The sequence below is a fragment of the Candidatus Dependentiae bacterium genome (genome assembly GCA_016191325.1).
GTDB lineage: Bacteria > Babelota > Babeliae > Babelales > JACPOV01 > JACPOV01.
The window spans coordinates 587,881-602,452 of record JACPOV010000008.1; the positions used below are offsets into that span (position 1 = coordinate 587,881).

Annotated in this window: 15 protein-coding genes; 4 read left to right on the forward strand and 11 right to left on the reverse strand. The window is 39.3% G+C overall.

The genetic code is table 11. The features are described 5' to 3' along the window. Positions 1–4 precede the first annotated feature (4 nt). Positions 5–1,714, forward strand: coding sequence for a threonine--tRNA ligase (gene thrS / locus HYX58_03320; GenBank protein ID MBI2775011.1), 1,710 nt, complete (start codon positions 5–7; stop codon positions 1,712–1,714). Positions 1,715–2,309: 595 nt separating this feature from the next. Here the strand turns inward: thrS and HYX58_03325 are convergent. Beyond that, positions 2,310–2,900, reverse strand: coding sequence for an endonuclease III (locus HYX58_03325; GenBank protein ID MBI2775012.1), 591 nt, complete (start codon positions 2,898–2,900; stop codon positions 2,310–2,312). A 329-nt stretch (positions 2,901–3,229) separates the two neighbouring features. On the opposite strand from HYX58_03325, the gene HYX58_03330 reads away from it, so the two are divergent. Beyond that, positions 3,230–5,941 (forward strand): sigma 54-interacting transcriptional regulator, encoded by a 2,712-nt coding sequence (locus HYX58_03330; GenBank protein MBI2775013.1) that lies wholly within the window; start codon positions 3,230–3,232, stop codon positions 5,939–5,941. A gap of 115 nt (positions 5,942–6,056) precedes the next feature. On the opposite strand, the gene HYX58_03335 is transcribed toward HYX58_03330, so the two are convergent. The 3 genes from HYX58_03335 to HYX58_03345 all read right to left on the reverse strand — a co-directional run bounded on the left by HYX58_03335 (position 6,057) and on the right by HYX58_03345 (position 8,679). Then, entirely contained in the window at positions 6,057–7,721 is a 1,665-nt protein-coding gene (locus tag HYX58_03335; protein MBI2775014.1) for a WD40 repeat domain-containing protein, read from the reverse strand. A gap of 62 nt (positions 7,722–7,783) precedes the next feature. Then, positions 7,784–8,047: a hypothetical protein gene (locus tag HYX58_03340; protein ID MBI2775015.1), complete on the reverse strand. Its 264-nt coding sequence runs from the start codon at positions 8,045–8,047 to the stop codon at positions 7,784–7,786. 14 nt (positions 8,048–8,061) lie between these two features. Next, positions 8,062–8,679 carry a PQ-loop repeat-containing protein gene (locus HYX58_03345; GenBank protein MBI2775016.1) on the reverse strand — a complete coding sequence of 206 codons (618 nt, stop codon included), beginning with the start codon at positions 8,677–8,679 and terminating at the stop codon, positions 8,062–8,064. A 132-nt stretch (positions 8,680–8,811) separates the two neighbouring features. Between HYX58_03345 and HYX58_03350 the strand changes: the two genes are divergently transcribed. Further along, complete coding sequence (locus HYX58_03350) at positions 8,812–9,738, forward strand: tyrosine-type recombinase/integrase (GenBank protein MBI2775017.1); 927 nt, start codon at positions 8,812–8,814, stop codon at positions 9,736–9,738. Positions 9,739–9,751: 13 nt separating this feature from the next. After that, positions 9,752–11,482: a hypothetical protein gene (locus tag HYX58_03355; GenBank protein ID MBI2775018.1), complete on the forward strand. Its 1,731-nt coding sequence runs from the start codon at positions 9,752–9,754 to the stop codon at positions 11,480–11,482. A 39-nt stretch (positions 11,483–11,521) separates the two neighbouring features. Here the strand turns inward: HYX58_03355 and HYX58_03360 are convergent, their stop codons facing one another. From HYX58_03360 to HYX58_03390, 7 genes are all read right to left on the reverse strand, one after another. Further along, a complete protein-coding gene (locus tag HYX58_03360; GenBank protein MBI2775019.1) occupies positions 11,522–11,824 on the reverse strand; it encodes a hypothetical protein in 303 nt (100 codons plus the stop codon). 87 nt (positions 11,825–11,911) lie between these two features. Next, positions 11,912–12,172, reverse strand: coding sequence for a hypothetical protein (locus HYX58_03365; protein MBI2775020.1), 261 nt, complete (start codon positions 12,170–12,172; stop codon positions 11,912–11,914). Further along, positions 12,120–12,323, reverse strand: a complete 204-nt coding sequence (locus HYX58_03370; protein ID MBI2775021.1) for a hypothetical protein — start codon at positions 12,321–12,323, stop codon at positions 12,120–12,122. The genes HYX58_03365 and HYX58_03370 overlap by 53 nt, the downstream gene beginning before the upstream one ends. A 64-nt stretch (positions 12,324–12,387) precedes the next feature. Beyond that, on the reverse strand, positions 12,388–12,645 hold the full coding sequence (locus tag HYX58_03375; protein MBI2775022.1) for a hypothetical protein: 258 nt from the start codon (positions 12,643–12,645) through the stop codon (positions 12,388–12,390). A gap of 124 nt (positions 12,646–12,769) precedes the next feature. Further along, positions 12,770–13,039 (reverse strand): 30S ribosomal protein S20, encoded by a 270-nt coding sequence (locus tag HYX58_03380; GenBank protein MBI2775023.1) that lies wholly within the window; start codon positions 13,037–13,039, stop codon positions 12,770–12,772. A 101-nt stretch (positions 13,040–13,140) separates the two neighbouring features. Next, positions 13,141–13,344, reverse strand: a complete 204-nt coding sequence (locus HYX58_03385; protein MBI2775024.1) for a 50S ribosomal protein L28 — start codon at positions 13,342–13,344, stop codon at positions 13,141–13,143. Between the two features lie 73 nt (positions 13,345–13,417). Further along, complete coding sequence (locus HYX58_03390; protein ID MBI2775025.1) at positions 13,418–14,299, reverse strand: inositol monophosphatase; 882 nt, start codon at positions 14,297–14,299, stop codon at positions 13,418–13,420. Positions 14,300–14,572 lie beyond the last annotated feature (273 nt).

The window sequence follows — 14,572 nt, forward strand, 5'->3', positions numbered from 1 at the left end:
CGGTATGTCTTCAAACAAAAATCTTTCAGTTCTTCGTCATTCAGCAGCCCATCTTCTTGCTCAAGCTGTTACCGAACTTTATCCAGAAACGCTGCTTACGATCGGCCCGGCAACGGCTGAAGGTTTTTTCTACGATTTTTTGCCAACGCGAAATTTTAAAGAAGAAGATTTGCCGCTTCTTGAAGCGCGCATGCACGAACTATCAAAGCGCAATCTTACCATTACCCATAAAGAAATCAGTAAAGATGAAGCGCGAAAAATTTTTAAAAATAATAAGTTTAAACTTCAATTAATTGATGAAATCCCAGCTCAAACGGTCGGGCTTTCGCAACAAGGCGATTTTTACGATCTGTGCCGCGGCGGCCACGTTGCATCAACTGGCGATATTAAGCATTTTAAACTGCTCAACATTTCTGGTGCTTATTGGAAAGCGGATAAAAATAATCAAGCGCTTCAGCGCATTACGGGCACCGCTTTTTATACACAAGAAGAGCTCGATGCTTTTTTACGTAAAAAGGAAGAGCTCGCTCAGTTTGATCATCGCAAACTCGGCAAACAAATGAATCTCTTTTCATTTCACGATGAGGGAGTTGGATTCCCCTTCTTTCATCCCGATGGCAAATTAATAATCAATTTGCTCATTGATTATTTGCGTGATTTGCAAACCAAGCACGGCTATAAAGAGATCGCGACGCCCATTATGCTCAGCGATGAATTGTGGAAACGTTCGGGCCACTATGCACATTACAAAGATAATATGTATTTCTGCACCATAGACGATAAAGAATATGCAATTCGGCCTATGAATTGCCCAGGCTCCTATTTGGTGTATAAAGAACGCCCGCATTCCTATAGAGAACTGCCCCTTAAGCTAGCAGAATTCGGACTTGTGCATCGCCATGAACTTTCAGGCGTGCTTCATGGATTAATGCGCGTGCGTGCATTCACGCAAGATGATACGCATGCTTATTGCACTATAGAGCAACTAGAAGAACAGCTGCTTGAGATGATTAATCTGACCAAAACGGTTTATAATCGTTTCAATTTCAAAAATATCAAAGTTGCGCTTTCCACGCGCCCTAAAGATGCGATGGGTTCTCCAGAAGTATGGGATAAAGCTATCAATGCACTTAAGAACGCGCTCAACAAAGCGCAGATGAAGTTTGTGATCCAAGAAGGCGAAGGCGCATTCTACGGCCCGAAAATTGAGTTCAAGATTCAGGATTCAATGGAGCGAGAATGGCAATGCGGCACTATTCAAGTAGATTTCTTTGCAGCTGAAAATTTTGATTTAAGCTATGTAACTCCGGCTGGCACTAAAGAACGGCCGGTTGTTATTCATAGAGCTATTTATGGCTCCCTGGAGCGGTTTTTTGCCATTCTTCTTGAGCATTTTAAGGGACATTTGCCTTTCTGGCTTGCGCCGGTACAGGTTAAAATCCTTACAATTACCGATGATCAGAAAGAATATGCACAAAAACTCTTGCAATTTTTGAATAATGCTGGGATTCGAAGCGAACTAGATCACACCTCAGATCCGATTTCTGGAAAAATTAAAACTGCCCAAATAGAAAAAATTCCTTGGATGCTCGTAATTGGTAAAAAAGAAGTTGAAATGCAAACCGTTACGCTTCGGCATGCAAACGGCACGCAAGAACCAAATCTCCAATTTGACGAGCTGGTAGCCAAAACGAAAGAATTGGCGGCATCCTAAAAAGAACAATTATTTAATATATTATCGAACAATTTGATGTGCATTTATTTAAAATAATCAATTTTAATAGGCGCAAACTGTTGACTTTAATTTATCTCAAATTGTAACATCAAAAGTGAAGATGATAAGTATTATTTAATCGTTCTTCTAAAAAAAGGAGTTGCCCATGGCAATGAAGAAAAAAAGAACTGTGAAGAAAACGACAGCTCGTCGTAAAGTAGCTAAAAAAGCTACCACGAAAAGAAAAGCAGCTAAAAAGGCCGCTAAAAGAAAATAAGCTTCGCTTATTTGATAAATAAAAGCGCTAAAAACCTTCTGGTTTGCAGCGCTTTTATTTTTTTTTGCCCCAAAACGGCACTTCGGCCTTGGTTTGGGGTCCCGGACAAAAAATATATATAATCAATTAAACGACTTATTAGCCCGCACCCTTCGATACAATTTCTCGCTTTGCTCTAAATCACTCAGGGCGAGCGGAGGGTTAATTTTGGGTAAAGTGACTTTTTTCAATCCGCTCGTGGTGAGTGTTTTGCGTAACTCAATTGAGCAAAATGTATCGAACCATGGCGGACAAGTCGAGGGATGCGCGGTAAAAAGATTAGCGGCTTTTTGTAACGCCAACACGCTTACAAACTGGCCGTAAAGGACATTTTGAACAAAATGGGGAAATTGGCACGCAAATTTGCTGGCCCCAAACGACGAGCCATTGATTAAGGCGGATCCAGTAATCCTTGGGAATAATCTTTTTGAGTTCAGTTTCGGTTTGTTCCGGAGTTTGTGTTTCCACTAAACCAAGCCGATTAGCGACGCGATGAACGTGGGTATCCACGCATATTGCAGGAATCCCAAATCCTTCGCCTAAGACAAGATTTGCTGTCTTACGGCCGACGCCCTTAATACTTAAAAGATCTTCCTCTATACCAGGGACTTTGCCACCAAAACGATCAAGCAGATCTTTGCTGACGCTGTGCATTAAAAGTGCTTTGCGATGATAAAAGCCAACAGGATAGATAAGTTTTTCTATTGTTAAGATAGGAAGTTTAAGAAGTTGCTCGGGGGTGCGAGCGTATTCAAAGAGGCGCATTGAAGCGGGAAACGTCACCGTATCCTTGGTCCGTAAACTAAGTAAGCAACTGATAAGTACTAGAAACGGATCCCGCCCTAATTGCTCGCTGATGGAAAATACCATCGGATTGCCAAGATGCTCAGCATTTTTTTCGAGAATCGAAATAATCTGCTTAACGAACTCTTTTTTTGAAACCGATAGCGAAGAAATGGCTTTACCCCTAAAAACTAAGCATGGTTGCGCAATCTGCGCTTCCTGCTAGAATGAAAGAATATAAATCCACTATTAGCTTACTGGCGGAATTTCAGATAACAAAATCACGACTGCAAAAAGAATTCCGGTTAATTTATAGAATGAAGATAGCATACAAAAAGCCCCTTAATATAAATGATTAAAACACATTTTTTTAGACGAAATCATTATAGCTACTGCACTTCCTAATAGCAAGAAACATGATGAATATTGTTTTATTTTTATACCAAATTATTAGCAGTAATCCATTTTTATTAGCTGTTGCAATTACTGCATTAATTTGTAAAACATTTCTGTTCGCGATGACCATCACGCATGGCATTAGGGCCTCCAAAATTCAGCGTCCTTGGTTCTTTTTAGTTCCAGTATTAATTGGAGCAATGTTCTCTGATATAGCATGGATAACTTCGACGTCATATCGACTTTTTTTCTCTAATCTTGATTATCGCCCTTTTTTATTCATTATTAGACTCGCATGGGCTTTAACAATTATTCAATACCAATCTTTATGTTTTTTTCTTGAAAGCTTAACAGAGAAAGATCGTCGCCTTCGTTTGCATCAAAAAATATTCATGGCAGTCAGTACGATTTTTGCACTCTCATTTGTGTATCTTGCAATCTTTGAATTCAATAACCCTACAAATCGTCCTCCAATTGAATTTCAATTATTAACCATCAATTCCGTTTATATTTTCTTCCTAATTATTCCAAGCATCTTGGTTGTCCTGAGACACCTAAGAAATCCTCACATGCCAAAAATTTTAAAAAAGCAGATTAAGATTCTAATTCAGATGATAATTGCACCGCAATTATTATTTGATTTTATTCAGATATTTCCATTTTCTTTTTCGCAGACCTATATTGCAAGTAATTATGCAGTGGTAAGCATTTCTACAATTTTATTAACGATGGCTTTTTACTTTTCGGCCAAAAAAATTATTGGTTTACGATTTTTAAACTTCCAGGAACATGTACAAACTGCGCCGCATTTTAACTTTATTGATGATTTCAAAAACGTGCTTGAGCAGCTCAGTTTTGCAACAACAAAACAAGAACTCGCGCATATCACGGTGAATTTCTTTAAAGGTGCTTTTTATTTGCCTGCAAATAGAATATCGCTTCATTTACGCCGTCTACCCAATGCAGAAATGACCAAAGATGAATATGGCACGCTCGAATGGCGTGAATCGATTGTAGAGAACTTTGTCTGCAATCACGATGAAGCGACGTGCGACATTGCACTTTATTTACAGAAAGCAAAAATATTAATCGCTGACGAGATTGCATTTAGCAATTTTTATGAAGATAGCTCTGTTGGCAGTTCCGTGTCTCGATTCATGGATGAAATAGACGCAGATATTTTCCTGCCGATTTATCAAAAAGATCTTATTATCGCCTATATTCTCGTTGAGCGAAACGCGCGCACGAGTGAATTTTATAATCGGATCGAACGCGATGAGATGGTGGTCTTTGCAAGCTACTTAAGCAATATTATTCACTTATTGCAAAACCGAAACCTTGATGCGCTTATGGAACGTGAAAAAGAAATACAAGAAGAACTTTATAGAAAACACCAGGAAATTAATCAGTACAAAGAAAGTATTCAATCATTTCTGCGTTCAGCTCAGCAACGCAAAATTGGTATTATCTTTTATAAAAATAGACGGTTTATATTCGGCAATCAGGCCGCAAAAGAACTTGTGAGCATTAACCCAAATTCTCTAGAAGGCCATCCGCTCAGCAAGGCGCTTAAAACTATTGCACATCAAGTGCAAGATTATCGCAGTGGTCAAACCGCATTTGCAAACGATACCAATGGTAATAAAATCGTGCTTTCCGGCATTCCTCATTTGGAAGAGAATGCGGTTATTATCACCGTTTATTATCCAGAGATTGGGGATCTGCTCAAACCGCAACTTGAGCAAATTAAGGATCCAAGCGAGTGGGACTATTTACTGTATCTTGAAACAACGCAATCTGGAAAATTAATTAATCAGCTCATTCCGAGTAACAGCCCTCGATTATTACAATATAAAATAGAACTTTTAAAAGTGGCGCTTAGCAAAAAAGCGCTCTTACTGGACATGGCTGAGCAAGATGCGATCGCAACTGGAGAAATTATTCATCATATTAGTTTGCGCGAAACGCTTCATATTTTAAAATTGCACTCCCCTGAGAAAAATAGTGAAACTGCCCACAAGATTTTTGGATTAAACCCACTTTTTGGCGGCTCGAATGAACCGGCACTCCTTGAAAAGTTAAACGAAACCGGAACCCTTATTATTCAAAATGTCCATCTGCTGGAACTCGAAACGCAAAACCATTTAGCAGAGTTTATGAAATATGGTTTTTATCGCCGCTTCAAAAGTGAGCAAAAATTATCAAGCACCGCGCGCATTATTTGCACAACGCAACTTGATATGATGCCGCTGGTACAATCAGGCAAATTCAGCGCCGAACTCTATAGCGAATTAAAGCAAGCAACACTCACCCTTCCTTCATTGCTCACCCTATCTGAGCATGAGCTTGCAGAACTCGCGCACGGATTTAGTGAACAGGCAATTAAAACACAGCCATTTAAAAATTTACTTGAACTGACCGATCAAGAAACGAACCGCATTATTTATAATCGCCCGGTCAGTTTGCATGAGTTTAAGGCCAAGATTGAGCAGTTCTTAGTAAACAAATCTAAAAAATCGCACATTTATCACGAAACGCAATTCGATCCTGCGTATAATGTTACCGATCCAGAATTGATCCAAGCGGCTCGCCTTGGTAAAAAAGCGCTCAAAGATCCGCGCATGATGTCTCTTCTATGGAACAAATTTGGTAATCAAAACCAAATTGCAACGTTCCTTGGCGTCAACCGCTCATCGGTGAACAGACGCTGTAAAGAATACAACTTAGAGTAAATCCAATTTAAAAAGGCTTGCCCGGCATAGCATAAGCAAAGCGAATGCGACGACGGGTGTAAAGATATAATTTAGAGTAACTTTGACGATTATTGTTCACCCTTGGTTTTGGTCTCTACAGTCCAATAAGCGAAACTACCTTTTTGATCAATTCCTGTATCCCTGGATCAAAGCTAAGGAAAACATCAATTGCCTCTTTACTCTTTGTTATATTAACCTGTTCCCCTTTGTGTTGCGCAATAAACGCCAAAAATGCTGCTTGAGGCAAAGTAATTTTTAGTGCAAGATCCTGTAATAAAAATAATGGTTTAAGATCGTAGAAATAAACTACTTTGCTATCCGGTAGATCGATTGATGCAAGAACAAGAGTCTCCCCTTTTGCATCAATGGCACCTACTTGAACACGATCCTTGAGTGGAAGTGAAGTAACAAGCTTACCTGTTGTTAAATCGTTTAACGAGATGCTGCCCGAAATTCTACGAAAACCACCCTCTTGCGATAAAGCAACGACGAATTTATTTAACGGATCGAAGACGATTTGAGAAACTTCTCCAGATATGAAAAATGGGGCTTTATAGCTTTTATCAGCTTCCATGTCATAAATCGTAATGCTATTTTGATCTTTTTTTGTATCGATAATGGTAGCAAACTGTCCGTTATTACTTAATCTAACATTGCCTATTTCTTTTTTGGCAAGAAGCATTTTTTCAATTTTTTCGCCGGTTTTAAGATTAACTTGAATAATTTCCCCGACCGCATTAGCAATGCTTAAATATTTATCATCATCAGAAAATGCCAGCGTTGAAAGAACACTGCCATTCGTTTTTAGCGAAACAGATATTGTTTCAGTTTTGGCAGTTGCGATCTCAAAAAGTATAATCTCGTATCCCTTTTCATCATCAATGTTGCCGCCTACAGCAATTTTTTTATTATCATGAGAAAAACAAAGTCCCGTTGGATTAAATGACAAAGATTTTTCTGCGGTGAGCCCCGTCGGCTTCTTTAGTGACCATAATTCCAGTTTTTTATTTATTGTTCCCACAGCAAACCATAATCCGTCAGTGCTCAAAGCATATGATATAATCCGGTTTCCTATTTTAATATCGACCCCATTTTTTGGGTCTTGAATAGTTTGAAAGCGGACTTTACCTAATGCTGACCCTTTATTAATCAAAACGACACTTTTTCCTGACGCGCTGAAAGCAATCGTGTCAAAATCAGCTTGAACTTGTTGAGACGATATTCGCCCGCCAGACAACGAACTCTGTATAGCCTCTTGCTTAATAAGCGCCGCTGCTATTCGTTCTTGTACTGTTTGTGGCAACACAAAAGATTTAACTGCCAGCGGATCAGTTTTTGCACGCTCCGTGATTCGTTTAAGCGCTTCCTGAATCAACGCTTCATCAAGTTTATCTATCCCCAGAAAATCTACCACTGCAATGAGTTGCTCTATTTCTGCCGTTGACTGCGTCGAAAGAAACTTCCTTAGCGCTGCCGAATTAGTTAAATATGGCAGAGCTTTAACCAATAAAGCAATTTGATATTTCGGTAATTTAGCCATGTTAAAAGAAGAAATAGTGTCAAGATTAAGCTTTTCAAATTCGACGATCTTATTCAATGCCTCTGAGTTGCGCATAATACTTTTAAAACTATCGCGAGCAATAGCAATCGGCCCATTTGCAGTGTTGATGGTAACTTTATCGCTTGATGATGGCGGTAATTCCATAGAAACCGCTTGTATAACTATCATGAGCGCACAAATAATACTTAATCTTTTCATAATATCCCTCGTTTATTTTTTTATTAATAATAGCAATCAGGGTCAAAGAAAAACAAGTTATATCAACACCATGAAAGAGGAATGAGCATACTCGCAAAAACGAGATTTATAATGAGTGCATAAAGAAAAGAAAGCGATTCTGGAACCTGCCGCCACACACGCCGCAAAGCAAATCCCAAAAGAACAAAAAAAGCTCCAAGATGCGCATTATAATAGGTTAATGAATCTGTTTGAGGGTTAAAGAAAAGAGTAAACACCAAGAAATTAATCGCCAGAAAGAGGGAACAGTCCCTTAAAAGATGCCACAAACGCCATCCACTTGCCATTGTTATCCTTGTCGTTATTTTTTACGATATTTCCAAAAGAGGATACAAAACAATACATACATCATCAAACCACGAATATCATTTGCAATAATATTGAATGGCAAATCAAGAATAAGCGCACCAAACAGTTCAAAAAGATTAGCGAGCGTGAGCAATGTAATAAATGCAAAACTGAAACCCTCGACCGATTTGGTTTGAATAATTTTAATAAGTTGTGGAAATAGATACAAAAATTGAGCCCAGAAACCGAACCACCCAAGAATTGAACCATAATAATAGGAATTATACATTACAAACGGAATTGAACTCGCAAAGAGAGAACCCAGAGTTACGATTGCAATAAGAAAGCGTTTTGAGCGTGGCCAATCGTAAAAAACTCTCTGCGCTAGAACAACAAGAAACAATAAAAAACCAATCGACCCCAATAACTGATACACAAATGGCAAATGACAGCAAAAAATAAAAAAAATGCCGCAGAGATTCATAATCAGATTACCGATAAGCATCAAATCGCTCAGGCCCTCTGCATTGGCTACGCGATAATTTAATACAATCTGTGGAATCATCGAATAGAGCATCAAAATCCATGAGATTGTTAGAAATACGGTACCGATCAATGGATAATTAATCATTTTTTTTGCACCCCTTGTCTCTAGATTTATTTACTTGTCCACCGTAGGTTACCAGAATAATTAATTTTTTTTATTGATCAATGGAGTCACCTGTTTTATGTTGTATGCAACAAACACACTACAAGGTTAAAAATGTCTCCAGAACAATTTAGAGAAAAAATAAAAGATTTTATTAGCTATCTAGAAGTTGAACGCAATCTTTCACTGCATACCGTACGCGCGTATCAAACCGATTTGGAACGTTTTCTTACCTTTTGGAAAACTATTGAAAAGAATAGTGAGCAAGATATTCCGCTCAACCGAGCATTCGAGCGCTATTGCGTTGCCCTTTATCATGAACAAATTGAAAAAAGTTCTATTGCACGAAAAATGTCGTGCATGAAATCGTTTATCGCTTTTTTAAAAACCATCGGAATCACGGTTCATCTTTCTATTACACGGCCACGACTCGATAAAAAACTGCCGCTCTTTTTGAGCGTTGATGAAATATTTCATGTACTTGATACGATCAAAATTGATGATCTGCCAACGCGCAAACCGTATCGCGATAAAGCGGTGTTTGAACTTCTTTATGCGACCGGCATTCGATGCTCAGAACTAGTGCATATTAAAATTTCAGACATCGATATTGAACAAAAAACGATCAGAATTTACGGAAAAGGAAGAAAAGAGCGCATTGCGCTTTTTGGTCAAAAAGCAAAAGATATAATGCTTTCGTATCTTGCCAATGAACGGCCACAAGCGACAAGCCAAAGTGATCGTCTTTTTTTAAATAACCGAAACGAACCGCTCACCACTCGCTCGGTGCAGCGCATTATTGAAATGTTTCGTGCATTTTTGAAAATAAAAAAAGAGATAACGCCGCACAAGCTCCGCCATTCATTTGCGACGCATTTGCTCAATCAAGGCGTTGATTTACGAACGCTGCAAGAACTTCTTGGGCATAAAACACTCGCGAGCACCGAAAAATATACGCACGTGAGCACTGAGCAGCTGAGTGAAATGTGCGATACGATGCATCCTCTCAACACCATGATCAAATCTGATGATAATGATTGAGGGGAGCTAATCTATGGAATCAATCATCTCATACACCAAAAAAATAAAATATATTGCGATTTTTTATGTAATTGCATGCATGATTATTATGCTGCGATTGGTTTATCTACAGGTTTATCTTAATAAAGATCTTCACGATCGAGCACGGCACAATTTTTTGCGCGTCGAAAAAGTATACTCGCGCCGCGGCAATATTCTTGATTGCAATGGCAAATTATTAGCAACCAATCGGCCCATTACCAATATTTATTGGCACGGATCGGGCAATAGACAATTGACTGCCGAGCAACAAGCAACGCTGCAAACCGTTGCTGAACTTTTAGGAATTACTATTGAGCAGGTGCAATTGAGTGCGATTAAATATGCGGAACGAACATCAAAAGATGCAATTCTTTTTTCCAATGCGACTTTTGAGCAATTAGGCAAGATTACGGAACTTTTTCCAACGGACAAAAATATAAACATTACAACAGAATTAAAACGCTGTTATCCCTATGGCAGTAAAGCAAGCCACGTTATCGGCTATATTAGCAGCATGAACTCAGAAAGCGCGGGAAAAATGGGAATCGAAAAAATGTTTGAGCCGATGCTGCGCGGCCAAGAAGGCACCGTATTGAAAATGATCAACTCGGTTGGCACCAATTTATATGCTGAAGAACTTTCAAAAGCGCTCGCGGGCCAAGATATTGCGACAACGCTCGATTTAACGTTGCAAGATATTGCCGAAGAATCGTTCCCGATGGAAAATGCCGGATGCCTTTTGATTATGGATCCGGAGGATGGAGCGTTAAAAGCGATTGTTTCTCGCCCTGCATTTGATCCTGCCCTTTTTCTTGATCCAATTCCGCTGAGTGAATGGCAGCTCTTGCAAGAGAAAAAGCCATTTCTAAATCGAACCGTCTGCTGCTATCCGCCAGCATCCCCCTTCAAACTTGTTACGCTGAGTGCCGCACTGGAAAATAAACTTATTAATCCTGAAATGGTTACCTATTGCAAAGGATTTACCCGATTTCGCGGGCGCAAATATCACTGCGCAAATAGAGATGGCCACGGCGCACTTTCGGTTCATGAAGCGGTAGCTAAATCATGCAATATTCTTTTTTTTGAAATCGCAAAAAAAATATCGATCGATACGCTCGCCGATTATGCACATCGTTTTGGTTTAGGCGAAAAAACAAATATTTTGCTTCCAGAAAATACAGGCCTCGTGCCCACAAGCGAATGGAAACGGCGTGTTAAGCGCGAACCGTGGTGGCCCGGAGAAAATTTATCCGCTGTTATCGGGCAAAGTTATTATTTGGTAACGCCTCTGCAAACAGCGCGCATGATCGCAAGTATTTTCACCGGTTATTTGGTGAATCCCCGCATTATTGAAACTGAGCCGATAATAAAAAAACCACTTGCAATTAAAGCTGAAACGCGTCAATTTTTAAAAAAGACGATGGAGGCAGTAGTAACTATAGGAACAGCGCAGCGCACTAATAAGATCAATAACGTGAAAGTGTATGCAAAAACAGGAACGGCGCAAATCTTCTCTATGGAAACGCAAGAAAGTGGCGAACTTGAACCGCTTTATCATGCATGGTTTGCCGGCCGCTTTAGATATAAAAAAGAAAAACCGCTCGTAATGGTACTGCTTGTTGAAAATGTAAGTTCTTCAAAAGAAGCGCCAAAAGTAGCTAAAAAATTCTTTGTAAATTATCGCAATATGATGGCAGAAAAAGAATGCGCTGCAACTGCTTAAACTCTATAAGATATCGCAAAGCTAACTGTATAACATCTCCTACTTTCCAAAAACTTTTTTATACCAATAGGCTCTTTTATTATCAAAAAACCACCGCTTATTATCTTCGGTCAAAAATCTCTTTAATTGCGCCATATCAACTTTATATCTTCGAAATAAAGCTATAATGTCCCGCAATTCTAAATCTTCTAATCTATCAGAAATTAAATCGAGATAGAGTTCATCTCGCGCTCCCTCAAAACTTTGGATGCATTTAATTTTTTTGATCCATTCAAAAAAAGCATCTTCATCATGCATAGAACCAAACTTAACGCCTTTGCAAACCAAATAATTATTGTCCATTTTCTAATTTCCGATCACTTTTAGCTTCTGACAAGTAAATGGCAAAAAATCAAATGCTGATTTAATTACGTACGCAGAATCTTACTATTAGAACCAATCTTTGTTGTTCTCGTTTTTAAATACTACTAATTGCTTTTCATCAAATTTATAGCGGTTAAAAATGCCGAATAACTCTATTAATTCACTATCTTCGATTTTGTTAGATATAATATGAACGTGGAGAGCATTTCCCACCCCTTTATAATCTTCTATGCAATTTATTTTTTTTAACCAATTAAAAAACAAATCTTCATCATTAGTTGTATAAAAACGTAATGGTGAACAAACTAAAGTGATTTTTTTTGTCATAATAATTCCTCGCTATTTTCCAACCCTTATTTTTTCCACCAGGATAAACACTATCGTATCCTTTCCCATCAGGAAATTGAACGTCCCAATGTGGGCCTCCATGAGCCTCTAACCCAGGGCAAGGTGGAACTGTAATGGCAAAAAAAGAAATGCCGCATCATCTGCGGGATAATTCATTTTCAGATTTAGTTGACCACCATTTTTTTGAGATGTTATCAACGCCCTTCTTGTTCTTTTTCATATCGCTTTTTTAATTCCTGAAAAATACCTATCGCATTTGGCAATTCGATCATGTTGCCGTTTATATAAATTGCTGCATAGGTTTTTTTGGTCGCTTTAGCTTGAATTGCAACATTACCATCGTAGCTATAGAATTCACACTTTTCATTTCCCCCCTTAGAAACTTTGCGCTCCATTGCTTCAAGGTTGGGCAAAAAATCAAAACAGCTCATTACAATTAACAATTTATACATAGGAACTCCAGTGTTTCGATCGAAAACATGAAACCGCTCTTAGCATAATTATTTCATAGAACAAAAAAAAGAGCAGCGGAATTTAATCCACTGCTCTTAAAAATTTTTAGCAATCAGCGCAAATTTATTTACTTGCTGCTGCTACTCGTTTTGCCAAACGGCCGATTTTGCGAGATGCCGCTTTCTTATGAAGCGTACCTTTGCCTTTTGCGCGAGCTAATTTTGCTTCGATATCACGCATAAGTTCTTGCGTTACTTTGATATCTTCGCCTTGCTCGATTGCAAGAAGAACTTTTTTTGCAGCACTCTTAATTGCTGTTTTGCGAGCGAGATTTACATCACGACGCTTAATATTTTGACGCGATTGTTTTTTAGCAGATTTCGTATTGGCCATCGTTAAACCTTATGTTTTTCCTACAATCTTGCCTGTATGCAAAGATTGTTCTTTCTTTTGGGGCCCCAAGACCCGCCGCGAAGCGGTGTGAATTGGGGATTTTATACAACTTTCTCGACTTTACCAGCCTTGATACACTTAGTGCACACAGCTCCACGCATTACTTTCTTTTGCGCTTGGCCAACAATACTGAAACGCATTTTGTGTACGTTTGGGTACACCCAGCGCTTTGTACGGTTATTTGCGTGACTCACTAAGTTTCCACTTTGAGGACGTTTATCACAGAGGCAACAGATTCTTGACATAATACCAAACATCCTTTCACGAACGTCATTAAATCGTATTCTTCTTTACAATGTACTATAAAATCGTTTTTTTTCAATCTTCCTGAGCAAGATAAAGCATCAATTGCCGATAAATTTCAGTATTGCCGGCAAGATAGGATCGATAATCGGCCGTAGGAACCGTCCCGTGGTAGGTTGTTACCGTGCCGCCCGCTTCCTGAATAAGGAGCATGCCGGCCGCAATATCCCACCAGCCAAGCTCCTGAAAGAATAATCCATCAGCACGGCCGCAAGCCACGTACGCTTGTTCAAGCGCAATAGCTCCCAAGTGCCGGTATGCAAAAATTTTGGGTGCCAGTGCGTCTGCGGTTTTCAAGGTATCGGAATGTGCCTTGCCTTTGGTATAAGGAAGCCCGAAAAAAACCATCGCTTTATCGAGCGTTTGTACCCTGCTAACCGCCACCGGCTTTCCATTGAGGGTGGTTGGCTTGCCCTGCTGCGCCACAAAAAGCTCATCGCGCAACGGATCATAAACAATCCCAAGGATTGGATGCCCTTGAGAAGTCAAAGCAACTGAGACACAAAAATAAGGAATTTGGCGTGCAAAATTGGTAGTCCCATCAAGTGGATCGATCACCCAACAAAGTTCATTATTACCACTTTTTCCCCCAGGGCTAAAGCCCTCTTCTTTATCCCCAAAAAACGCCGGGCTTGAATCATTCACAGAATGAGAGAATTGTTTTTCGGGGGCCCCAGGGCTAAAGCCCTCTTCTTCTGCAAGCCATGATGCTCGCGGAAGAATCTTTTCCAAAGCAGCAATAAGAAACTTTTCAGATGCCATATCGGCATTCGTTGCAAATCCGGCTTGATCTTTATCATGAATTTCAAGTTTTTTGCCGTAAAACGTGAGCAATAGTTGCCCCGCTTGCTTTACTGCGGCTCTAGTTTCATCTATTACTCTTTGAGCAATCTCCATCTACTCTCTCACTTTTTCTTGTGCGCCATCCCTCGATACAATTTTTAACTCCGTTAAAAATCACTCGGGACGAGCGCGAGATTAGTTTTTTATATTTCTTGGATTTAAAATAAAATTTCTCAAATAGCCCTCGCGATTCCTTTTATACGATGCCAGCACTCGCAAAAATCATTACAAAAAAATTGCAATCCAGCGCTCGTCCCGAGTGTTTTGCGAAACTATAAAAATAGTGAGCAAAATGTATCGAGGGATAGCGGACATAGTTACAATTTC